General features: G+C 61.7%; 15 protein-coding genes and 1 pseudogene. 8 read left to right on the forward strand and 8 right to left on the reverse strand.

What is annotated here, in order from left to right; all coding sequences use genetic code 11:
* The 5 genes and pseudogenes from WBR57_RS18985 to WBR57_RS19005 all read right to left on the reverse strand — a co-directional run.
* Positions 1-251 (reverse strand): annotated as a pseudogene (locus tag WBR57_RS18985) (multidrug RND transporter); the annotation flags it as partial.
* Entirely contained in the window at positions 248-721 is a 474-nt protein-coding gene (locus WBR57_RS18990) for a MarR family winged helix-turn-helix transcriptional regulator (RefSeq protein ID WP_424085544.1), read from the reverse strand. The gene WBR57_RS18990 and the pseudogene WBR57_RS18985, both read right to left, overlap by 4 nt.
* A 205-nt stretch (positions 722-926) precedes the next feature.
* A complete protein-coding gene (locus tag WBR57_RS18995; protein ID WP_424085546.1) occupies positions 927-4610 on the reverse strand; it encodes a translocation/assembly module TamB domain-containing protein in 3684 nt (1227 codons plus the stop codon).
* On the reverse strand, positions 4610-6337 hold the full coding sequence (locus tag WBR57_RS19000; protein WP_424085548.1) for an autotransporter assembly complex protein TamA: 1728 nt from the start codon (positions 6335-6337) through the stop codon (positions 4610-4612). Before WBR57_RS19000 ends, WBR57_RS18995 begins: the two co-directional genes overlap by 1 nt.
* Positions 6338-6401: 64 nt before the next feature.
* Complete coding sequence (locus tag WBR57_RS19005; RefSeq protein WP_424085550.1) at positions 6402-7052, reverse strand: GNAT family N-acetyltransferase; 651 nt, start codon at positions 7050-7052, stop codon at positions 6402-6404.
* Between the two features lie 169 nt (positions 7053-7221).
* Between WBR57_RS19005 and xthA the strand changes: the two genes are divergently transcribed.
* Positions 7222-8034 (forward strand): exodeoxyribonuclease III, encoded by an 813-nt coding sequence (xthA, locus tag WBR57_RS19010; RefSeq protein ID WP_424085552.1) that lies wholly within the window; start codon positions 7222-7224, stop codon positions 8032-8034.
* A gap of 162 nt (positions 8035-8196) precedes the next feature.
* Positions 8197-9525 carry a substrate-binding domain-containing protein gene (locus WBR57_RS19015; RefSeq protein ID WP_424085554.1) on the forward strand — a complete coding sequence of 443 codons (1329 nt, stop codon included), beginning with the start codon at positions 8197-8199 and terminating at the stop codon, positions 9523-9525.
* Positions 9526-9637: 112 nt separating this feature from the next.
* Here WBR57_RS19015 and WBR57_RS19020 read toward each other — a convergent pair whose 3' ends face one another.
* The gene (locus WBR57_RS19020; RefSeq protein ID WP_424085556.1) at positions 9638-10867 is read right to left on the reverse strand and encodes an acyl-CoA dehydrogenase; all 1230 of its coding nucleotides are present in this window, start codon (positions 10865-10867) and stop codon (positions 9638-9640) included.
* A gap of 151 nt (positions 10868-11018) precedes the next feature.
* On the opposite strand from WBR57_RS19020, the gene WBR57_RS19025 reads away from it, so the two are divergent.
* The 3 genes from WBR57_RS19025 (at position 11019) to WBR57_RS19035 (ending at position 13400) form a co-directional block, all read left to right on the forward strand.
* Positions 11019-11954 (forward strand): LysR family transcriptional regulator, encoded by a 936-nt coding sequence (locus WBR57_RS19025; RefSeq protein ID WP_122540045.1) that lies wholly within the window; start codon positions 11019-11021, stop codon positions 11952-11954.
* A 137-nt stretch (positions 11955-12091) separates the two neighbouring features.
* Positions 12092-12484 carry a MerR family transcriptional regulator gene (locus tag WBR57_RS19030; RefSeq protein ID WP_424085559.1) on the forward strand — a complete coding sequence of 131 codons (393 nt, stop codon included), beginning with the start codon at positions 12092-12094 and terminating at the stop codon, positions 12482-12484.
* A 16-nt stretch (positions 12485-12500) separates the two neighbouring features.
* Positions 12501-13400 (forward strand): hydroxymethylglutaryl-CoA lyase, encoded by a 900-nt coding sequence (locus tag WBR57_RS19035; protein ID WP_424085561.1) that lies wholly within the window; start codon positions 12501-12503, stop codon positions 13398-13400.
* Between the two features lie 540 nt (positions 13401-13940).
* Here the strand turns inward: WBR57_RS19035 and WBR57_RS19040 are convergent.
* Both WBR57_RS19040 and WBR57_RS19045 read right to left on the reverse strand, forming a co-directional pair.
* Positions 13941-18899, reverse strand: a complete 4959-nt coding sequence (locus WBR57_RS19040; protein ID WP_424085563.1) for an NEL-type E3 ubiquitin ligase domain-containing protein — start codon at positions 18897-18899, stop codon at positions 13941-13943.
* A gap of 68 nt (positions 18900-18967) precedes the next feature.
* Positions 18968-20602 (reverse strand): AMP-binding protein, encoded by a 1635-nt coding sequence (locus WBR57_RS19045; protein WP_424085565.1) that lies wholly within the window; start codon positions 20600-20602, stop codon positions 18968-18970.
* A 150-nt stretch (positions 20603-20752) separates the two neighbouring features.
* Here WBR57_RS19045 and WBR57_RS19050 point away from each other — a divergent pair, with 150 nt between their 5' ends.
* The 3 genes from WBR57_RS19050 to WBR57_RS19060 all read left to right on the forward strand — a co-directional run.
* Positions 20753-21916, forward strand: coding sequence for an isovaleryl-CoA dehydrogenase (locus WBR57_RS19050; protein WP_424085567.1), 1164 nt, complete (start codon positions 20753-20755; stop codon positions 21914-21916).
* Positions 21917-21928: 12 nt separating this feature from the next.
* Positions 21929-23536, forward strand: coding sequence for a carboxyl transferase domain-containing protein (locus tag WBR57_RS19055; protein WP_424085569.1), 1608 nt, complete (start codon positions 21929-21931; stop codon positions 23534-23536).
* Positions 23537-23551: 15 nt separating this feature from the next.
* The coding region (locus WBR57_RS19060; protein WP_424085571.1) for an enoyl-CoA hydratase-related protein at positions 23552-24122 on the forward strand (571 nt) is incomplete at its 3' end.

Raw genomic sequence — 24122 nt, forward strand, 5'->3', positions numbered from 1 at the left:
CTGGCGACTTGCATGTCGGGGCTGTTTTGCAACGCTTCCTGGATCAGGCCGTCGAGCTGCGGGTCGCCGAGGCTTTTCCACCAGTCGGCGCTGGGCCAGGCAGCGCTCGAGAGGGTCACGCCACTCAAGGACTTGCCGGTCTGCAGGGTGTTGGCGTCGAGGCGCTGGGCCTGGGTGTCGAGGCCACTGAAATTGGCGCAACCGGCCAGGCTCATGGCGACCAGCACCAGGCTGAGGGCACGTGTGTTCATTCTTTACCTACCCGCTGAAGGGTGATGGGGTCACCGGCAGCTATCAGAATTTTCTTCAGAATCTTTTCCAGGGTTTCTAACTCACCGGGCTCCAGGGCACCGGCCAACTGGTTCAACGCGTCGGCGCCGATGTACGGCAGCATGTCCGCCAGGCGCTGGCCATCTGCGGTGAGCACCAACTGCACTTGGCGGCGGTCAAGCTCGGAACGCTTGCGGCCGAGCAAGCCTTTCTGCTCCAGGCGGTCGAGCATGCGGGTCATGGAACCGCTGTCCAGGGACAGGTTGCGGCACAGCTCGGCCGGGGTGTCGACGCCGTACTGAGCCATGATGATCAACACCTTGAACTGCGCAGCGGTGATGCCGTGGGGTTCCATATGGGTGTCGATGATGCGGTCTTTGAGCAATGCGGCGCGGCCCAGCAACAGCCCGAGGTGGCAGTTGTGGAAGTTGTCAGAGGTGAAGTGTTTCATCGGAAGTCACCTTATTACTGCCTAGGCAGTGAATGTATGACGAGATGTTACTGCTTAGGCAGCGAATGTCAAATGGAATAATTAGCTTGCTTGGTAATGTGGGAGGGGCTTGGTGTGGTGAGGGTGCTTGCCCCCCGACGGGCGCACCACAAAATCCTGGGCCGGCTTCGCAGCCCAGCGCGGGACAAGCCCGCTCACCACAGCGTTAGAAATCGCGTTTGTAGAAAATATCCAGGGAGCTGGCTACGCCACTGGCGACTTCCAGATACACCCTCTTGCTCAACAGATAGCGCAAGGCGATGGTGCTGGCCGGTTCGAACACCCCGACCCCGTAACGCAGGCTGAGTTTTTCGGTGATCTTGCCGCTGGCGACCACGGCCGTGTTGTTGCCGGTGCCTTGAGTATCCAGGTCGAAATCCTGGATGCCGAGCTTGGTGGCGATATCCGACGTGACGCCGGCGCTGCCCATCAACCCCAGCCCCAGGGCCGCTTCGGCGAGCATATTGTTGTCTTCACCGGTGTTGGTGCGAGAACGCCCCAGCACCAGGTACGACAGCGCATCCTCCTGAGCCATGGCCGGCTCGGAGAAAATCTGCGTGGTCGGCTGCTCGGCGCTGCCGCTCAGGCGAATCCCGGCAGTCACTGTCCGCGAGGGCTCGGTGGTCACGCGTACCGCTTCAATATCCAGGAAAGGTTGATCCAGCGGCCCGGCGAACAACAGGCGTGCGCGGCGCACGTTGAGCCGTTGGCCATAGGCTCGGTAGCGACCGTCGTTGAGCCACAGTTCACCGCGGGTGTCCATGTTGTCGCCAATATGCACGTGGCCCTGGACCTTGGCCGTCAAGCCGAAACCGGAGAAATTCAGCTGGTCTTCACCCACCGCCACGTCGATGTCCATCGCCATGGCCATCGGCGGCTTGCCCTCTTCGGTCTGGCTGCCGACGATGACCGTGTCATCCGAGACCTTGACCGTCGACGGCGGCAGCTCGCGCACGGTGATGTCGCCGCGCGGGATCTGCACTTTGCCGGCAATCGCCAGTTTGTCGTTTTTCAGGCTGATCTTCAGGTCCGGCGCCACTTCCAGCACGGCGTAGGGTTCTACCGTGACTGGCAGTTGCGAGCCTTGCAGGCTCAGGTCCACCACCAGCGCCTGGCCCCAGTCGATCTGGCCCTTGAGGCTGCCCTGCCCGGCCTTGCCGCTGCGCCAGCCACCATCCAATTGCACGCTTTCACCGGCAATCAACGCCTGCACGTTCAAGCCTTCAAGGCTGATGGGCAGTTCCGGCCCGGAAACTTCGCCGCCCACCAAGTTCACGCTGCCGTTGACCAGCGGCGCCAGCAGCCCACCGGAAATCCGCCCGCTGCCGTTGAGCTTGCCGCTGAGGGTTTCCACCATCGGCACAAACGGGCGCGCCACGGCGAGGTCGAGGCCGCTGAGGCTGAAATTGCCGGTGATCGGTTTGTTTTTCGGCAACGGATTGATCTGTGCCTGCACCAGCAACTCGCCGAGCTTGCCGCCACGGAAGTTCAACTGGGTGTCGATGCGTTTCGGGTTGAGGGTGGTTTCCAGCTTGAGGGTGTCGTAGGGGAAATCCAGCCACTGGGTCTTGTCCTTGACGCGCAAGGTGCCACCGCCGGCATCCACCGACACCACGCCTTTGGGGCCGCTGTTCGGCAGGTCGAGTTGCAGGTCGGCATTGAGCTTGCCCTGCCACGCAAAGTCCTTGGGCAGGAACGCCGCGAGGCTGTCGATCGGGAATTGCTTGAGGTGGTAACGCAGCTTCGGCTCGGGCATCAGGCGCTGGTCTTCACCGCACAGGCTGGCTGCGCCGGACACCCAGCAGTGCGCCGCAAAGGTCAGTTTGCCGTCGGCCAGGCGTTCGATTTTCGCCGGGGCTTGCAGCTTCCAGTCCTGGCCACCGGCTTGCACATCGCCACTGGCCAGGCGCCCGCGCCAGTTGCCTTTGTCGAGGTTACCGTCCAGGGCCAGGGCCAGCTTGACCAGCGGGCCGACCAGATCGAGCTGGACCTTCTGGCTTTTGATATCGCCCTGGGCGCTGGCGGTCAGGGTGCCGACCTGGGTGTCGCCGCTTTGGATGCCGCTGCCCTTGAGGTCGATCTTCGCGCGCTGGGCGCTGTCGAGGCTGGCGTCGAGGCTCAGGTTTTGCAGGCGATTGTCGGCAAACGCCAGCTGCTGGCCCTTGAGGTCGAGTTTGCCTTGGGGAGCGTTGAGGCTGCCGGCCACGTCGAGTCGGCCATTGACCTGCCCACGCAACTGCGGCCACAGCTGGGCCAGACGGGTCAACTTGATGTCGATCTGCCCAGCCAGGCGTTGTTGCAGGCTGCCGCTGCCATTGATGCGGTTGTCACCCAGGCGGATGTCCAGGTTGGCCAGGGTCCATTGCTGGCCGGCGCCTTCGGCCTTGGCCGCCAGCACGGCGGTCTGGCCGCGCAGGCGGCCCTTGAGGTCGAGGTCGGCGTTCAGCTTGAGTTGCTCGTTCTTGAACTCGCCTTTGCTGCGCAGCGGTCCGGCCAGGGTCCCCGGCAATTCAGCCACCCAGTACGCCGGGTTCAGCGCCGACAGGTCCAGCGAGGTGTCCCAGGCGATGCCATCGGCAAACTGCAGGTTCAGGTGCCCTTCGGCCTTGCCTTGGCCGGCGGTCAGTTTCAGCTCGGGCAGGAACACTTGCTTGAGGTCACCACTGAACGGGGTGACCACATTGAACTTGCCGGCGGGGCCGTCGAGGTCGGCCTTGAGGTTGCCGAGGTAGTTGCCGTCCTTGTAGGAAACCTCGCCATTGAAGGTACGCAGCACCACTTGCGGCGCATCGATCAGCGGATACAGGCGATGCCACGGGAAGTCCAGCCAGTCAATTTTCGCGTCCGCGCTGAAGCCTTGCTGCCAATCCAGGTTGGCGCTGAGTTTCAGGCTCTGCTTGTCACCGGCATTCAGGTCCAGGCCGGCGATCTGCGCGCCCTTGGCGTCGACCCTGCCTTGCAGCAACAGGTCTACCGGGCCCTTTTCTGCCGGCAGTACCGCCTTGCCCAGCAGTTGGTAACCGCTGTTGAGGTCGCCCTTGGCGGTCAGGTCGAGTTGATTGAGTTGCAGGGTGTCGGGCAAGTCGGCACTGGGCTTGAAGCCGTCAGCGGTGATGTGCAGCTGGGCGGGAAGGTTTTCCGCCAGCGGTTGCAGCTCGCCGCTGAGCTTGGCGGGCAGGTAACCCGTGCTGTCGGCATCGAGTTTGAGGGTGTTGAGCAAATCGCCTTCGACGTTGAGCGCAACCTGCCACGGGGCACCACCGGGCGCGTACGGCAGGCTCAGGTTACCGGTGGCGCTTAACGGCCAGTTGCCAGTGGGCTGCAGCAGGCCATTCAGGTCCAGCACCAGGCCATCGCGCTGCAGGTGCACCGAGTCGATCTGCATGCCGGCAGCGGTCCAGTGCGCCGCCAGTTGCAACCCCTTGAGTTCTTCGCTGCCGTTGAACAGCAGGCTGCCGACGCGCACATCGCCCAGCTGGATCGCCAGCGGCAATGTCAGATCCGGCAGTTGGAGCGGCCCGCTGCTCTCGTCGGTACTGGGAGGAAATTGCAGGCTGACCTGCTCCACATCCAGCTTATTGATGCACAAGGTCATGCGCAGCAGACACCCTGGCGACCAATCGAACGTCGGTGCATTGAGCTCGACCCGGCTGCTGTCTTGCTGCCACAGCAAGTGGTCGGCGCTCCACTGGCCACCCAGGTGCCCCTGGAAATTCTCCACGCTCAAACCGGGCACCTGGCCCAGGGCCCAGCGGCTGCCGGCCTGGGTGCCGAGCACGGCCCACAGTGCCAGCAATACCACAGCGAAGACCGCAACGATGGCCAGCCCCGCTATTTTCAAACCACGCATCACAGCTCAGGCCCCATGGAAAAGTGCAATCGAATGCCGCCCGGATCTTCGAGGGCATGCGCCAGGTCCAGACGGATCGGCCCGACCGGCGAGACCCAACGGACGCCGACGCCGACGCCGGTTTTCAAGCTGGGCATTTCCAACGAGTTGAACGAGTTGCCCTGGTCGATAAAGGTCGCGATCCGCCATTTTTCGGCGATCGAATATTGATACTCGGCGCTCAGCGCAACCATGTAGCGGCCACCGATGCGGTCGCCCCGGTCGTTCTCTGGCGACAGCGTCTGGTACTCGTAGCCACGCACGCTCTGGTCGCCACCGGCAAAGAAGCGCAGCGACGGCGGCACCGAATTGTAGCCATTGGTGGCGCTGCCGCCGACCTGTGCCCGGGCCAGGAAACGGTGGTTATCCCACAGGGTGGTCAGGCCCTTGACCATGGCGGTGCCGTAAAGCAGGTTGGTGTCGGAGCCCAGCCCCTCCTTGGCGACCTTGGTATCGAATTGCAGGCGGTAGCCGTTGTGCGGGTCGATGCGGTTGTCGCTGCGCAGGTACGAATAGCTGACCCCTGGCATGACCAGGTTACTGAGGCCCGAGTCGTTGCCCAGGCGATATTCTTCACGCTGGTATTTGAGCGAGATCACGCGGGTCCAGCCACTGGGCAACTTGCTGTGCCATTCAGGGCCGAGCGTGAGCAATTTACTCAGGGTATCGGTGTTGGCGATTTCTTCATTCTGATAGCCACCGGCGAAGCGCAGCTTATCGGTGAGCGGCGGGTCCAGCGGAATGTCGTACCACAGCCCGACGTTTTGCCGTGGGGCCGACAGTTCGGCTTCCCAGCCGTAGCTATGGCCCTGGGGGTTGACCCAATGGCGCGTCCAGTTGGCCTTGCCGCGCGGCCCGACGTCGGTCGAGTAACCGAGGCCCAGGCCCATGGTGCGCGGCTTGCGGGTTTCCAGGTTGACGGCCACCGGCACCACATCGTTGGTCGACGCCGCCGGGGCAGCATCCACGCGCACCGCTTCGAAAAAGCCGCTGGATTGCAGGTTCTGGTTGAGTTCGGCGATCAGTTCGGAATCATAAGGGTCGCCGCTTTTGAACGGCACCATGCGCTGCAGTAATTCGTCGTCAAACGGCGTGTCGCCGGCAAAGTTGACCTTGCCCAGGGCGTAGCGCGGGCCGCTGTCATAGACAAGTTCGATATCGGCAACGCCGGCCTGGGGGTCCACCGAGAGTTTCTGACGGGAGAAACGCCCACTGAAAAAGCCGTAGCGCGACGCCTGGTTCTGGATCAGACGCTTGGCGTCTTCGTAGTGGCCGTGATTGAGCACGGCGCCGGATTTGAGGTCGTCGCTGGCGGGCACGCGAAACGCCTTGAGGTCGGCAGCCTGGCCGTCGACCCGAATGGTCACGTTGCGCAAATGCACCGGCTCGCCGGGGTCGATGGTGAGAATCAGGCGCGGGTTCTTGCCGCCCTTCACGTCACTGGCGATCCGTGGTTGATAGAAGCCTAGCGCCTGGGCGGCTTTGCGCGCCTGCTCTTCGGCGCCTCGGCTGAACCGCAGCAAGGCTTCTTCATCACGATCGCCCACCCCGCCGATATAGCCTTCGATATTGGCTTTCAACGCGTCGTTTGAGGGCTTGATCCGCACGTCCAATTCGCTCTGCGCAAAGGCGCCGCAGCTTGTGAACAGCAGAACCAAGCCGCTGGTAAATCTTCCTGGAAACTTCATAGGCGCGGATGCTACACGAGCTGGGGAGGGTCTTAGAACTCAGACGTTTCTGAAAAAATCTGATTTAAGCCGTAGCAGCCTGTAGGACTTGAGGGTTTGGATGAAAAAAAACATGCTCCAAAATGGGTCCTACAGCCACCTCACCGATTTCCTCGTAGCCCTGACGTTTGTAAAACTCCAGATAACGTGAATTGCCTGTGTCCAGCACCACGCCGAATGAGTGCGGGTCTTCGGCGCACCAGTTGTGTACCGCCTCCAGCAGCTGTTCACCGTAATGCTTGCCCTGGAATTGCGGGTGGATGCCCAGCAACGGCAGTACATGCACCGATTCGCTGGGCAGGCAGGCCAGCACCGCGTAATGATATTCCAGATAACGCCGGGTGCCGCGCACACCGGTGCTCAGCCACATGCGCAATTGCCAGGCCCAGCTCTCGGTAATCCCCAGGCGCCGTTGCGGCGGCGCGATCAAGGCAATGCCGATCAGGCGGTCATTGACGAACAGGCCGATCGCCGGGAGTTTCTGGAAAAAATGCTGCTTCACCAGTTCGCGCACGGTGGCACGCACGCGCTGTTCATAGCCTGCACGTTCCGCTTCGAAGATATAGGCGAACGTCGGCTCATGCCGATACGCCTGGTACAACAGGGACCGCGCCTCGCGGGAATAACCGCTGTTGAGCAGACGAATTTCGGCAATGGCAGTCGGTGTTTCAGACATACAGTCAATCTCCCTGGGCGCCACTCAAAAGATGGCGTTCTTATGGGTACGAACCTACGCAGCAGCAGTCGTTCCCAGACATTAGCAGTGCAGCTGCCCTACCGCCACGCTGGCCCCCGTCCGACTTGTCCGCTAGCATCGCCCTTTTGCCAGGACTGGACTGCCGACCATGAAAATCGTCTCCTTCAATATCAACGGGCTGCGCGCCCGCCCTCATCAGCTGGCGGCGCTGATTGAAAAGCACCAACCCGATGTGATTGGCCTGCAGGAAACCAAGGTCCACGATGACCAGTTCCCGCTCGCCGAAGTGCAGGCCCTGGGTTATCACGTGTACTACCACGGCCAGAAAGGCCACTACGGCGTGGCCCTGCTTTCGCGCAAAGAAGCGCTGAGCGTGCACAAGGGTTTTGCCAGTGATGAAGAAGACGCCCAGCGCCGGTTTATCTGGGGCACCTTCGCCGATGAGAACGGCAACCCGGTGACCGTCATGAACGGCTATTTCCCACAGGGCGAAAGCCGCGATCACCCGACCAAGTTTCCTGCCAAAAAGCGTTTCTACGAAGACTTGCAGCAACTGCTCGAAAGCCAGTTCAGCAATGACCAGGCGCTGGTGGTGATGGGCGACGTGAATATTTCCCCGGAAGACTGCGACATCGGCATCGGCGCAGACAACGCCAAGCGCTGGCTGAAAACCGGCAAGTGCAGCTTCCTGCCCGAAGAACGCGAGTGGATGGCGCGCCTGAAAAACTGGGGGCTTGTCGACAGCTTCCGGCACTTGAACCCGCAAGTGGCCGACCGCTTCAGCTGGTTCGACTATCGCAGCCGTGGTTTTGAAGATGAGCCCAAGCGCGGGCTGCGGATTGACGTGATCATGGCATCGAACGGCCTGCTGCCGCGGGTCAAGGATGCCGGCGTGGATTACGATTTGCGCGGGCTGGAGAAACCTTCGGACCATGCGCCGATCTGGCTTGAATTGAGCTAACGTCCAGTCCTACTCGATCAACTGTGGGAGATTCTATGGTTGAGGGGGCAATCCTCAACCATAGAATCTCCCACATTTTGGTGCATGGAACACCCCGTCACACTTGTGAAACGTTACTGACTTAATCTCGCAGCACTCCCTTTGGCTTGAGAAGGTGCCGGCATGATGCTGCGCGTTCTATTCCTGTATTGCGCGATTGCTCTCCCCGCTATAGCCGCCCCCCTGCCCGTTCCCGACCAAGGCCCTGCGTTGCGCATCCAGGGCTCGAATACCATTGGCGCGGCGCTCGGCCCCGCGCTGGTCAAGGGCTTGATGGAGCATCAAGGCTTGCACGACGTGCACAGCGAACCCAGCGAAGGCGCCAACGAACAGCGCGTGATCGGCACGACCCGCCTAGGCAAGGCGGTCTCCGTCGAAGTGGCAGCCCACGGCACCAGCACCGGGTTTGCCGCGTTGAAAAAATTCAGCGCCGACCTCGCCGCGGCGTCGCGCCCGATCAAGGACAGCGAACTGGTGGACCTTGAACCGCTCGGCGACCTGAAAAGCCCCGAGGCTGAACAGGTGATCGCCATCGACGGCCTGGCCATTATCCTCAACCCGCAAAACCCGTTGAATACGCTGAACACCGAGCAACTGGCGCAAATCTTCAACGGCGAGATCAGTACGTGGGAAGCCCTGGGCGGCATCGGCGGGCCGATTCATTTATACGCAAGGGATGACCAATCCGGCACCTACGACACTTTTAAGGACCTGGTGCTGCGCCTGCGCGGTAAACCCCTGGCGCCGGCCAAGCGTTTCGAATCCAGCGAGGCGCTGTCCGACGCGGTGAGCCAGGACCCGCAAGGCATCGGTTTTATCGGCCTGCCCTATGTGCGCCAAGCCAAGGCCGTGGCGATCGTGGATGGCGAATCGCAACCGATGTTGCCGTTGAACAGCCTGATTGCCACCGAGGACTATCCGCTGTCACGGCGGCTGTTCTTTTACCTGCCGCCCTCGAGTCGCAACCCGTGGGCCAAGGCGTTGGTGGACTTTACCCAGAGCAGCAAAGGCCAGGCGATTGTCGCGGCCAACGGTTTTATTGCGCAGCAGGTGCAGGCTATCGGCGTGGAGCCACGCCCTTCGATGCCTGAGGACTACCAGGCCATCGCGCGTGATGCCCAGCGTCTGAGCGTGAATTTTCGCTTCGAAGAAGGCAGCGCGAGCCTCGACAACAAGGCCCGTCAGGATTTGCAGCGCGTGGTGGTATACCTGAAAAGCCACGACAAACTCGATAAGCAGGTGACGCTGGTCGGGTTTGGCGACGCCAAGAATGACCCGCAGCGGGCGGCACTGTTGTCGAAATTACGGGCGATGGCGGTGCGCCGGGAGTTGGTCAAGAACGGCGTGGTGCTGCGCGATATCCGCGGGTTTGGCGCGCAGATGCCGGTGGCGGCGAATACGGCGGATGAGGGGCGGATCAAGAATCGGCGGGTGGAGGTTTGGGTGTACTGAATGCCGGGGTTTTGGGTGGTTGACACTGGCCTCATAGGGTCAAGCCCCCTCCCACATTTGGAATGCATTTCCCTGTGGGAGGGGGCTTGCCCCCGATGAGATTGACACGGTTTTATTGCCCGCTGCGCATCAGCTCTTTAGGCACGTACTTGCCGATCTCGAACTTGCCGATCGCCGCGCGGTGTACTTCGTCCGGGCCGTCGGCCAGGCGCAGGGTGCGCTGCATGGCGTACATGTAGGCCAGCGGGAAGTCGTTGGAAACCCCGGCACCGCCATGGATCTGGATCGCGCGGTCGATCACCTTCAATGCCACGTTTGGCGCTACTACCTTGATCTGGGCGATTTCGCTTTTCGCGACTTTGTTACCCACGGTGTCCATCATGTAAGCGGCCTTCAAGGTCAACAGGCGCGCCATGTCGATTTCCATGCGTGAGTCGGCAATCTTGTCGATATTGCCGCCCAGGCGGGCCAACGGCTTGCCGAACGCGGTACGGCTGACCGAGCGTTTGCACATCAATTCCAGGGCGCGCTCAGCCATGCCGACCGAGCGCATGCAGTGGTGGATGCGGCCCGGGCCAAGGCGCCCTTGGGCGATCTCGAACCCCCGTCCTTCACCGAGCAGTACGTTTTCATACGGCACGCGGACGTTGTCGAACAGCACTTCGGCGTGGCCATGGGGCGCGTCGTCGTAGCCGAACACCGGCAGCGGCCGCAGGATTTTCACCCCGGGGGTGTCCACCGGCACCAGGATCATCGAGTGCTGCTGGTGGCGCGGCGCATCCGGGTTGCTCAGGCCCATGAAGATCAGGATCTTGCAGCGCGGGTCGCAGGCGCCGGAGGTCCACCATTTCTTGCCATTGATCACCCACTCGTCGCCCTGGCGTTCGGCGCGGGCCGCCATGTTGGTGGCGTCCGATGAGGCCACGTCGGGTTCGGTCATGGCGAAGGCCGAGCGGATGTCGCCGCGCAGCAGCGGTTCGAGCCAACGGTGTTTTTGCTCTTCGTTGGCATAGCGCACCAGCACTTCCATATTGCCGGTGTCGGGGGCGGAGCAGTTGAACGGCTCCGGGCCCAGCAGTGAGCGGCCCATGATTTCGGCGAGCGGCGCATATTCAAGGTTGGTCAGGCCGGCGCCCAGCTCGGATTCCGGCAGGAACAGGTTCCACAGGCCTTCGGCCTTCGCCTTGGCTTTCAGCTCTTCCATGATGGCGGTGGGCTGCCAGCGGTCGCCCTCGCTGACCTGGCGTTCGAACACCGGCTCGGCCGGGTAAACGTAAGCGTCCATGAACGCGGTCACGCGTTCACGCAGTTCCTGAACCTTGGGCGAATAGGCGAAATCCATGAGCAGCTCCCTTCTCTGAGAGGTTGTTTAGGTCATGCAATCGATGCTAGAACAGCGTTGATAATTTACCTAGCCTATTCTCGGCGTGTATTAACATTCATCACCGATATATGATCGGGGTATGGACATCTAACAATAAGAGCGCAACGCAATGAATCTGAGCAAGGTCGACCTCAACCTCTTCATCGTCTTTGACGCGATCTACACCGAAGCCAACCTGACCCGCGCCGGGCAGATTGTCGGCATCACCCAGCCGGCGGTCTCCAACGCCTTGGCACGCCTGCGCGAGACGTTCAACGACCCGTTGTTTGTGCGTACCGCCCAGGGCATGGTGCCGACGCCGATGGCGCAGAACATCATCGGCCCGGTGCGTAACGCGCTGTCGCTGCTGCGGGTGTCGGTGCAGGAAAGCCGGATTTTCAACCCACAGCAGGCGGCGAAGACCTACCGCATCAGCATGACCGACCTCACCGAGGCGGTGATCCTGCCGCTGCTGTTCCAGCGCCTGCGCCGCCTGGCGCCGACCGTGGTGATCGAGAGCTTCCTGTCCAAACGCCGCGAGACCACCAAGGAACTCGCCGCCGGGCGCTTGGATTTTGCCGTGGATGCGCCGCTCAATACCGACCCGCAAGTGCGCCACGTCAAGCTGATGGAGGACCGCTACGTGTGTGCCATGCGCAAGGGCCACCCGATGGCAGGCAAGGACAAGCTCACACTGGATGACTACCTGTCGCTGACCCATATCCATATCTCCAGCCGCCGCAATGGCCTCGGCCATGTCGACCTGGCCCTGGGCAAAATGGGCATCCAGCGCAAGATCGCCCTGCGTTCCCAGCATTACCTGATGGCCTCGCAGGTGTTGCAGCAGACCGACATGGTCATGACCGTGCCCGAACGCTTCGCCCGCCGTCACGAACTGCATTGGTTCAACCTGCCGGTGAACGACGTGCCGCCGGTGGAAACCCACCTGTACTGGCATGAAAGCACCGACCAGGACCCGGCCAACCGCTGGATGCGCGAGCAGATGATCGAGCTGTGCCAACAAGTGACGGCCCACGAGAAGAAGCTCGACGGCAAGCAAGCCTGACGCGTGTGAGGCGCTCTGTGTGGCGAGCAGGCTTGCCCGGCGTTGGGCTGCAAAGCAGCCCCCTCCCCTGCAATCACCTTGACGTAAACGTCAACCAGCCACTAGCCTAACGCCCAAGCCACCCCTTGAGCGCCCCCATGAGTACCACTTACAGCATTTCCGACCTCGCCCGCGAGCTCGACATCACCACCCGCGCCATTCGCTTCTATGAAGAACAAGGCTTGCTGGCCCCCGAACGCCGGGGCCAGGAACGCATTTACTCGGCGCGCGACAAGGTCAGCCTCAAGCTGATCCTGCGCGGCAAGCGCATCGGCTTTTCCCTGGCCGAATGCCGCGAGCTGATCGAACTCTACGACCCTACCAGCGGCAACCATATCCAGCTCAACAGCATGCTCGCGAAGATCGCCGAGCGCCGTGAGCAGCTTGAACAGCAGTTGCTGGATATCGAACAGATGAAACTGGAACTGGACACCGCCGAAGAGCGCTGCACCCAGGCCCTGGCGCACACCATGAGCCAGGCCGGCCAATAACCAGAAGGTAAATGCCATGTCCCTCCCCTCCCATGTACGCCTGGTCGAAGTCGGGCCGCGCGACGGTTTGCAGAACGAAGCCCAGCCCATCAGCGTGGCCGACAAGGTTCAGTTGGTGGATGCGCTCAGCGCGGCGGGCTTGAGCTATATCGAAGTCGGCAGCTTTGTTTCGCCCAAATGGGTGCCGCAAATGGCCGGTTCTGCCGAGGTATTTGCGCAGATCCAGCGCACGCCCGGCGTGACCTACGGCGCCCTCGCGCCAAACCTGCGCGGCTTCGAAGACGCACTGGCGGCCGGCGTGAAGGAAGTCGCGGTGTTTGCTGCAGCGTCCGAGGCGTTTTCCCAGCGCAATATCAACTGCTCCATCAGCGAAAGCCTGGAGCGCTTTGCGCCGATCATGGCGGCAGCCAGGCAGCACGGTATCAGCGTGCGCGGTTATGTGTCGTGTGTGCTGGGTTGCCCTTATGAAGGTCAGATCGCGCCGGAACAAGTCGCGGCGGTCGCGCGCGAGCTGTACACGATGGGCTGCTACGAGGTGTCCCTGGGCGACACCATCGGCACCGGCACGGCGGGCGCCACGCGGCGGTTGTTCGAGGTGGTCGGGGCGCAGGTGCCACGGGACAAGCTCGCGGGCCACTTCCATGACACTTACGGTCAGGCGATTGCGAACATCTATGCCAGCCTGGTGGAAGGTATCACCGTGTTCGACAGCTCTATCGCGGGCCTCGGCGGCTGCCCTTACGCCAAAGGCGCCAGCGGTAACGTGGCCACCGAAGATGTGCTGTACCTGCTCAATGGCCTGGGGATCGAGACCGGTATCGACCTGGAGGCATTGATTCGCGCGGGTCAGCACATCAGCAACGTGCTGGGCCGGCCTACGGGCTCGCGCGTGGCCAAGGCGCGTAACGCCGGTTGAGTAGCCGGGCCGTGACAATGTGTTACCGCACGGCTACACATCGAGTAACACGGGAACATATTTTGTCGTATTTGCCGTAGGTCAAGACTTACAAAAAAACCAAACCATTGATTTTAAAGAGATTTTCAAAGTTGGCACGGCTCCTGCTATCTCTATGGCATAACAAGAATAAAAAGCGCCAAACCTAATAAAAATAAGACGAAACGACTCTGACATAACAAAAACAACACGGCAGAGACGCAGCTAACAGATTTTTTTGAAGAAGATGTGCTTCGCAGGGTACGGCGTGCCGCAACCCGCAACCGGTTAGAGAAAAATAAAACTACCTCAGGTAGCTACCCACTGGTTGGATCGATGACGAAGAGGCAGATCAGCGTTCAAAAAAATACGTTTGCTCTTGACCCCGGATGGGGGTCGCACAAAAACAGCGGTAAAGGGTAACGGTTGCCAAAAACAACAACAGACCGCCCCTCAATAATAAAAAAAGAGCACGCAACGACAAATTAAAGGGGACCCTCGGGTCCCCTTTGTGCTTATGCCTTAAGCCTGCACCACCGGGTAACGCGTCAGTATTTGCTCGGTTACGGCCACAAGCGCACGCTTTTCCTCAAGCTTCCACCTTTCCCCCAACGCCTCACGCCGCTCTGCCAGGCTGTCTGCGTCCAACTCCAGATCATCCAGCCCAGCCATCTGCGCGTGAAGCTCATTGGACGACTCGAGAAATTGCCGATCAATCTGCCCGGCGTAGAGCTTGCGCAAGTGCTCTTCCCAAAAACTCTGATCCACTAAAAAGGTCGCCAGTGCACCAGGCCTCGCTTCCTCGGCAAGCACAGTATTACCGGCTTGACTGATTGCCTGCGGCGCCACCGGATGCAAGTTGCCAAACGCCAGAACCCGCGGTTGACAGGGCAATTTGAGCCGATCGGCGAGCGACGTGCGGTACACCAGGTCCACTTCGATGTCCTCATCGAAATCCGGCCCGCGCGCCCGGATATCCGCTTTAACCAGACGATCCAGCGCGGTCAGGCGAAAGCAGCCTCGGCCCAGTTCCACCAGGCTTGCCTCGACCCGTAGGGTTCCCGCTTGCCGCTCGGCTTTATGCACCAATGCGCGCATACCCAACTTGAAGAGAACGTCAGTGCGTTGATCTACGCACGTGCCCGGCGCATCCGCATCGACGAATAGCTGTTCGCGCAAGGCTTGATCGCTGGCGGCATCGTCCAGCAGCTGCCACACCCATTCGGCAAGCCCCGGCCGCGCAGGCGCAAGCTTGAAGGTTGCAGAGCGTGTCATGTCCGCCATCACTCGAAAAAAAGCCGCTGCGCCGGGTGCCTCGCGCAGATCATTCCACAGTCGGGTGCACTGCTCGCGTTCGCTGGCCGGGATCTCCGCCAACCAGGCCTGCAAAGCCACTTCAAGGCGAACATGCATGGGCCCGGCGCGGTCGAGGAACGCGATCCCTGTGCGCAAACGGTAGGCTTCCATGCGGTCCTGGGCAGCCTGGGACCAGGGATTTGCATGCAGGTTGGTTTCACGGTTTTGCCCTTCATGGCGCTCGAACAGCAGCTCCGGCACGGCTTCCAGCCTGTTGCCATGTAAATCCAGGCGACGTAGAAAAGGCAATTCAAGTGCACCCGTCGGCATCTGGGTTAAACCGCAATCGGCAAGCCCCAGCTGGTTCAGGCGGGTCATGCCGGACACATCCGGCACCTCGCCCAGCGGGTTTCCCGCCAGTAACAGCGCACGCATATGGATCAGGCCGGCCAACTGCGCCACGCTTTGAGCGGTCAATTGCAACTGATTGGACTCCACAATCAGCTGAGTCAGGCCAGTCATGCTGCCAATCACCGAGGGTAGCCGGGTGAGGCGATTTCCAGTCAAGACCAGGTGGCGCAGGGCTGGAAAGGACGAGAGAAAGGTTCCCGCATCGTCCGACAAACGCATATTCCTCAATACCAGGCTGGACACATGGGGCATCTCGATCGGCAGTGTGGGAAGTTGTCCGACCAGGAGGTCACTGAGATCCAGCTTGTAGCCGACAAACTCAGCGTTATTGCTGGTAACACGCGGCGAACGACGCTGAAAGCAGGCACGGATCCGTTGTGCTGCGGTCTGTCGATTGGCGGCCGTCGCCGCCCACTGCGTCAGCTCGGCGTCGAGCCGTTGGAACTGCGCCCGCCGCCGGCGGATCTCCTTGAGCATGAAGGCATCAGACTGCCCCAGGGTATTGAGATACTCCTCGATTTGCGCAAGGGTTGACTCTGGATAGAGCGTACGTGCCTCATGCTGGCATTGCAGCGCACGGCGCGATGCCGGCTCCGGCACCCGAGAGTCTGGCGCTTGCCCCATGGACGACACGGAATCCTCACGTTCCGCCGGCATGTTCAGCGTCTCACGAACCGTCTTGGGATCCGGTGCCCGCCGGCGCAACACGTCACGCAAACTTCTCCAGGTGTTTTCGAGCGGGTAGATCATGACCTCACGCTCAGGCCGCGGCAGCCATTCGAACACGCTATCGTAGAAGCGCTGCGCACTGAAAGGATACGCCTGGTTCCCCACAGTGCCGTCCGCGTGCTTGACCCAACCGCGCCGTGTCGCAGACTTGGCATCACCGACGCGGTCCAGCAGAGGGCCGGTGTACGACAGGTCGCGCAGCTCGAAGCACATGCCGCCCGACCAGCCAGGCAGCCCCGCCAGGGTGTGCATGGACAGACGCACTGTGTCCTCTTTCACGGGTTCATCGAGATACATACCTTCGTAAGCACGCTGCAGTCGAAACGCGTCCAGATACTCTCGGGCCTCCTGGGAGAGTTTCAAAGGCGGTCGCCGAGTCGCACTCAATTGCTCCAGCTGAACATCGTCAGCCTCTGCCAACAGGTGATTTACCGCGGACACCGGCAGGTCGGGAAATGCCGCCTGCAGCCATTGCCCCGCCGCGTCATCGTTGCTGGCAGTCCAGTTCAGCAACTCCGTGCGGCGCAGCCCCGCCACCAGGGCCAGCCTGAGTCGCAGTCGTTGAAGCGTGGCCGTTAAATCGCGTGGGCGCTGCAACAGCTCGGCCAGGTCCTGCCGAGCAAAGTTCAACAAGCTTTTGTAACCGCTATTGGCAGGGGCGTCGGCCACCAAGCGCTCGCCCCTGTTGATACTGTCGCGCAGCCTGGCCTCTTGGGTGTCTTCGCCTAGCAGGATTTTCAACTCATCATCGTCCAGTTCGGCAACGACAGTCTCCAGCAACGCCCCGTCGCGCAACCGCTGCCCGCTGATCGCCACTTGCGCGCGAGCCTCAGACCCCTGCGGCGCCTGGCGCACGGTCGCGCCTCGCGGGCCACCGGTCACGGTCAGGCCCCTGGAAGGCGGCCAGATCTCACTATGGGTGAGCAGTTCAAGTTGCAGATCGATGTTGGCCCGGCCATATACCTGCGGGTCGTCACTGCACATCTGATCGTAGAATTCGCTGTAACGCCGATTGATCTGAAAGCGCCGCAAGGTCTCGCTTAACAATGGCGGGGGCGCCGAGAGGTCGATGTAGATTCGGCGTAACTGGTCATCGCTGATACCACTGATCTGGCGCACCTGTTCCAATTGCTCATCGCTCAGACCGTCCACGGCGTAGCCGATCCGGCGCATCAGCGTCAGTCGATCCCACTGCTGGGGCTGCTCGAACTCATGCACCCAGGCCCCTGCCCCGTTATGCCGGGAGCGAGGTTTATAGGCGTGCGGGTCGGTTGGATGATTGATCCGATACTCGTCGCCATTGGCCAACATTTCGTAGTAGGTGCCTCCCGGCGCAGACAAAAACTGCTTGCCGTCGTGGGCGTACAAGCCGAGCGAGTCAGGGCGGACCGCCTGAGGCAGGGCAAGGGCTTGCTGGTGTCGGTTCCAGTCCGGCTTGATCAAGCGACCCTTGCCCTGGGGCGACACGACTTGAACCCAGCCTTTAACGTAATCGGACTCGCGCAACGCAGGTATGACCGCGTGACCTGTCACCGCGAAAGCCAGGTTCAAGGCCAGGCCACTGATGTGCTCCCACATTGCACGTGTTTCGCCGCGGTCCATCGCGGCCACCGACACCCCAGCCTCGTAGAGCATCTGAACCGCGCCCACCGCCATCATCAGCACCCCCAGCCCCGGTACCACGAACGAAGCCAGGTTGAATACCTCCAGCGCGGCGCTGCCGACGGCTTGCAGCCAGTCACGTCGCGCCTTGGTGTCTTTGCTGTCGGTGCTAACGGCCAGTGCCTTGGCATTGCTACGGATCAAGTCGAGCTTTTGCTGGGCGCAATGCGGCCAGTAAGCCGGGATCCGGGCAATATTGACCCTGGGCCGGTGCAATCCCGCGCGGCTATCCACCCGCCATTCTGCAGTCGCGTTAAACCGATCCGTGGGGTCGAGTTGTTGCTTGAGCGCCGCAAAAAAGCCGTGCTGCTGTTCAATGCCGATAAATTGGCTGAAAAACACCCGGTAACTCGACGACAGCAAACGGTAGGCAAAATCGTCGGCGATCTGCCATATCGAGGTGTACTCCGCCAACGGCTTGTCGGGATCACCTGGGATGTACACCAGGCAATGCTCGATGGGCGCCGAGCCGACGAGAATCAGCAATACCTGGGCGACGGTGTAAAATTCAATCCGAGGGTGATAGCAGCTGATCGCCGCCCCGCGCCAGGTAATGCCCTGCTCCCCCGCAATCAGGCGGCCCAGCATCTGTAACGTGTCTTCACGGATATGCCCACGCTCTCGGGCGATCAACGCGCTGGCTTGCAGCTGGGCCTTCTGATGATTGACCAAGGTACCCAAGGCGCGGCTGCCGCTGGCATCAACCGATGCCAGCTCTGCGGTTACATGCGCTTGATACTGCTTTCCCAAGTCCAGCGTGCGGCACAGGCTGGCGAAACGATGAGCCTCGACCCCAAGGGACAGCTGCTTGACCGCAAATTCGGTGGGCAGGATTTCACTGGCGGCATCATGGAAATCGAAGCGCGTCAGCAGCCGGCAGTCCGTGCAGGCGCCGGATTTGGCTTCGTCGACGTCGAAGTTTGCCAACGCTGCCTCAAGCAAGGTGACGCCTTGATAGAAGTAACTGGGTGCGCCGCCCGTGTTCGTGGCGAAGTTGAACGCGCCGCCAAAATCGTTGCGTTCGCTGAGAGGGTTGACGTAATAGACTTTTCGCGCAAAGAACGTGGTGTTGACGTTCAATTCCAGGTTGAACTCATCCTTGATCGCCTTGACCAGCAAAGGCTCACAGAAGCCAGCGCAATCCTTGACGCCCTCGAACACACGATCAACCGTGTTCAACGCCGACCAGGCATCGGCGTAGGCCGTCATGAGCTTTTGCTTCGAAACGTCGCTGGCGCCCAAGTAGAAATCCGGCACGTCCAACGCATACCCGGCCAGCTCCTGCTTGCGCCTCAGGCTGGACTGAGCGAACCAGCCCGGGAGGTTTTCCCGAATGGGGTCGACATGAATGCTCTGCGCTTCTACTGCTGTTATATCCGTCATGACGGGCCCGATGCTCCTGTGCAAAGGGCCACTGTAAAGGCGATCAAGCGGGGCGGCGGGTTAACTAATTAGCGCCTGGTTTTCAGTTCCTCGATCATGATTTCGCGCATGCGAAACTTCTGGATCTTGCCCGTCACCGTCATCGGAAACTCATCCACGAACTTGAAATACCTGGGCGTCTTGAAGTGCGCGATCCTGCCCTTGCACCACGTTTGCAGTTCCAGCGCGTCGGCCACCTGCCCAGGGTGGAGCTTGACCCAGGCGACGATCTCTTCCCCGTAACGCACATCCGGAATACCGATGACTTGCACATCCGCCACCGCCGGGTGGGTGAAGAAGAACTCCTCCAGCTCACGCGGGTAAACGTTTTCGCCGCCGCGAATAATCATGTCTTTGTTGCGCCCGGCAATGCAGACGTAGCCGTGTGCATCCATGGTCGCCAGGTCGCCGGTGTGCATCCAGCCGGCCGCATCGATGGCGTCACGGGTGCCTTCGGGGTTGTTCCAATACCCGAGCATCACGCTGTAGCCGCGGGTGCACAACTCACCGATCTGGCCACGGGGCACGGTATTGCCGGTTTCGTCGATGATCTTGTTTTCCAGCTGCGGCTGGGTACGGCCGACGGTGGTCACGCGCCGTTCCAGATCGTCGTCCGCGCCGGTCTGCAGCGACACCGGGCTGGTTTCGGTCATGCCGTAGGCGATCTGTACTTCGCTCATGTGCATCTCGCTGATGACCCGGCGCATCACTTCGATCGGGCAGGTAGCGCCCGCCATGATCCCGGTGCGCAAGGTCGCCAGGTCGAACTCGCTGCGGCGTGGGTGATCAAGCATGGCGATAAACATGGTCGGCACGCCGTACAGGCCGGTCGCGCGCTCTTCGGCGACGGCGCTGAGGCTCAGCAATGGGTCGAAGCCGTCATTCGGGTAAATCATCGTGGTGCCATGGGTGATGCAGCCGAGGTTGCCCATGACCATGCCGAAGCAGTGGTACAGCGGCACCGGAATCACCAGGCGATCCTGCGCGGTCAGGCCCAGGCTTTCGCCGACCATATAACCGTTATTGAGGATGTTGTGGTGACTGAGGGTGGCGCCCTTGGGGAAGCCGGTGGTGCCGGAGGTGTACTGGAGGTTCACGGCTTGGTCGAAGTGCAGGCTGGCTTGGCGGCTGTGCAGGTGTTCCGGGGGGATGCCGGCGCCGAGGTCCGCCAGCTGCGCCCAAGGCAAAAAACCGGTGGGCGGGCTGGGGTCGAGGCTGATGATGCCGCGCAGGTCGGGCTGCAGTTCCTGCAACATGGCGTGGTAATCGGAGGTCTTGAATGAGCCGGCGCACACCAGCCACTGGCAGCCGGATTGCTTGAGCACGTAGTCCAGTTCACTGCTGCGGTACGCCGGGTTGATATTCACCAGAATCACCCCGAGCTTGGCACTGGCGATCTGGCTGATGCACCACTCGGCGCAATTGGGCGCCCAGATGCCCAGGCGATCGCCGGTTTGCATGCCCAGGGCCAGGAACGCGCGGGCGTGCAAATCAACCGTCTCGGCCAGTTGCCGCCAGGTGTAGCGCCGTTGTTGATGACGCACGACCAGCGCGTCGCCATCGGGGTATTGCGCGACCGTGTGGTCAAACGCCTGGCCAATGGTCATGGCCAGCAAGGCTTTGTCCTGGGAGCCACGGCTGTAGCTCTGATTCGGTTGATCCATAACGACCCCTGTTGTCTTTTTTGTAGGTTGACGTAAACGTAAACTACGATTGACAGCGTCGCAACGCAAGCTTACGTTAACGTAAAGGTGAGCGCCCTCCCCTGGCGTATTCCCCACACAACAACAAAGCTCACATTAAGGTGCCTGTCCATGAGTTACCCGTCCCTGAACTTCGCTCTCGGCGAAACCATCGACATGCTGCGCGATCAGGTGCAGTCCTTCGTGGCCAAGGAAATTGCCCCACGCGCCGCGCAGATCGACAGCGACAACCTGTTCCCCGCCGATATGTGGCGCAAGTTCGGTGACATGGGCCTGCTGGGCATCACGGTGCCGGAAGAATACGGCGGCGCCGGCCTGGGTTACCTGGCCCACGTGGTGGCCCTTGAAGAAATCAGCCGCGGGTCGGCGTCGGTGGGCTTGTCCTACGGTGCCCACTCCAACCTGTGCGTCAACCAGATCAACCGCAACGGCAGCCATGCACAGAAACTCAAGTACCTGCCAAAGCTGATCAGCGGCGAGCACATCGGCGCGCTGGCCATGAGCGAGCCGAATGCCGGCTCCGACGTGGTCTCGATGAAACTGCGCGCCGAAAAACGCGGCGACCGCTACGTGCTCAACGGCAGCAAGACCTGGATCACCAACGGCCCCGACGCCAGCACCTACGTGATCTACGCCAAGACCGACCTGGAAAAGGGACCCCACGGCATCACCGCGTTTATCGTCGAGCGCGACTGGAAAGGCTTCAGCCGCAGCAACAAGTTCGACAAGCTCGGCATGCGCGGCTCCAACACCTGCGAGCTGTTTTTCGATGACGTCGAAGTGCCGGAAGACAACATCCTCGGCGCGCTCAACGGCGGCGTCAAAGTGCTGATGAGCGGCCTCGACTACGAACGTGTGGTGCTCGCCGGTGGCCCGATCGGCATCATGCAGGCGTGCATGGACCTGATCGTGCCCTACATCCACGACCGCAAGCAGTTCGGCCAGAGCATCGGCGAATTCCAGCTGATCCAGGGCAAGGTCGCCGACATGTACACCCAGCTCAACGCCTGCCGCGCCTACCTGTACGCGGTGGCCCAGGCCTGCGAGCGCGGTGAGACCACGCGCAAGGACGCAGCTGGGGTGATCCTGTTCAGCTCCGAGCGCGCCACGCAAATGGCCCTCGACGCGATCCAGATTCTCGGCGGCAACGGCTACATCAACGAATTCCCCGCCGGGCGCCTGCTGCGTGACGCCAAGCTGTACGAAATCGGCGCCGGTACCAGTGAGATTCGGCGGATGCTGATCGGTCGCGAACTCTTCAACGAAACCCGCTGAAGGAGCGCGCCCATGGCCACCCTGCATACCCAGCTCAACCCGCGTTCGGCGGAGTTTGCCGCCAACAGCGCGGCAATGCGCCAACAGGTCGACGCCCTGCACAGCCTGCTTGCCCAGGTGCAGCAAGGCGGCGGCGCCAAGGCCCAGGAGCGGCATACCTCGCGCGGCAAACTGCTGCCGCGCGAGCGCATCAACCGCCTGCTCGACCCCGGCTCGCCGTTCCTTGAACTCAGCCAATTGGCCGCGCATCAGGTGTATGGCGAAGACGTGCCTGCCGCCGGAGTGATTGCCGGGATCGGCCGCGTGGAAGGCGTGGAATGCATGATCGTCGCCAACGATGCGACGGTCAAAGGCGGCTCCTACTACCCGCTGACGGTGAAAAAACACCTGCGCGCCCAGACCATCGCCGAGCAGAACCGCCTGCCGTGCATCTACCTGGTGGACTCCGGCGGCGCCAACCTGCCGCGTCAGGACGAAGTGTTTCCCGACCGCGAGCACTTCGGGCGGATCTTCTTCAACCAGGCCAATATGAGCGCCCAGGGCATCCCGCAGATCGCCGTAGTGATGGGCTCGTGCACCGCCGGCGGCGCCTACGTGCCGGCCATGGCCGACGAGGCAATCATGGTGCGCCAGCAAGCGACGATCTTCCTCGCCGGACCACCGCTGGTGAAAGCCGCCACCGGCGAAGTGGTCAGCGCTGAAGACCTCGGCGGGGCCGATGTGCACTGCAAGATCTCCGGCGTGGCCGACCACTATGCCGACACTGACGAACACGCCCTGGCCCTGGCCCGCCGCAGCGTGGCCAACCTCAACTGGCGCAAGCAAGGCGAGCTGCTGCAACGCCCGCCGGTAGCGCCGCTGTACAGCAGCGAAGAACTCTACGGCGTGATCCCGGCCGACGCCAAGCAGCCGTTTGATGTGCGCGAAGTCATCGCGCGGCTGGTGGACGGCTCGGTATTCGATGAATTCAAGGCGCTGTTTGGCACCACCCTGGTGTGTGGCTTTGCGCACTTGCACGGCTACCCGATTGCGATCCTGGCCAACAACGGGATTCTGTTCGCCGAGGCCGCGCAAAAGGGCGCGCACTTTATCGAGCTGGCGTGCCAGCGCGGGATTCCGCTGTTGTTCCTGCAGAACATCACCGGGTTTATGGTTGGGCAAAAATACGAAGCCGGCGGCATCGCCAAGCACGGCGCCAAGTTGGTCACCGCGGTGGCCTGCGCCAAGGTGCCGAAATTCACCGTGATCATCGGCGGCAGCTTTGGCGCCGGCAACTACGGCATGTGCGGCCGCGCCTACGACCCGCGCTTTTTGTGGATGTGGCCCAACGCGCGTATTGGCGTGATGGGTGCCGAGCAGGCGGCCGGCGTGCTGGTGCAGGTCAAGCGCGAGCAGGCCGAGCGCGCCGGCAACGGGTTCAGCGCCGAGGAGGAAGCCGCGATCAAGCAGCCGATCCTCGACCAGTATGAAACCCAGGGCCACCCCTACTACTCCAGTGCACGCTTGTGGGATGACGGCGTGATCGACCCGCTGCAGACCCGCGACGTGCTGGCGCTGGCCTTGTCCGCTGCGCTGAATGCGCCCATCGAGCCGAGCCGCTTCGGCGTGTTCCGCATGTAAATGGAGCTGTCCCCCATGAGCGATTTCAACACCCTCGAACTGATCACCGACAGCCGTGGCTTTGCCACGTTGTGGCTCAGTCGCGAAGCCAAGAACAACGCGTTCAACGCCGAGATGATCCGCGAACTGATCATCGCCCTCGACCAGGTCCAAGGCGATGCGTCCTTGCGTTTTCTGGTACTGCGCGGGCGCGGCAAGCACTTCAGCGCCGGGGCCGACCTGGCCTGGATGCAGCAATCGGCCGAGTTGGATTACCACACCAACCTGGACGACGCCCGCGAACTGGCGGAGCTGATGTACAACCTGGCCAAGCTGAAGATCCCCACCTTGGCGGTGGTGCAAGGCGCGGCCTACGGCGGCGCGCTGGGCTTGATCAGTTGCTGTGACATGGCGATTGGCGCGGATGATGCGCAGTTCTGCCTGTCGGAAGTGCGCATCGGCCTGGCCCCGGCGGTGATCAGCCCGTTCGTGGTGCAAGCCATCGGCGAGCGGGCGGCACGCCGTTACGCGCTGACGGCCGAGCGGTTTGGCGGCCAGCGCGCGCGGGAAATCGGCCTGTTGGCGGAGAGCTACCCGGCGGGTGAAC

The sequence above is a fragment of the Pseudomonas sp. genome (assembly GCF_049590575.1).
GTDB lineage: Bacteria > Pseudomonadota > Gammaproteobacteria > Pseudomonadales > Pseudomonadaceae > Aquipseudomonas.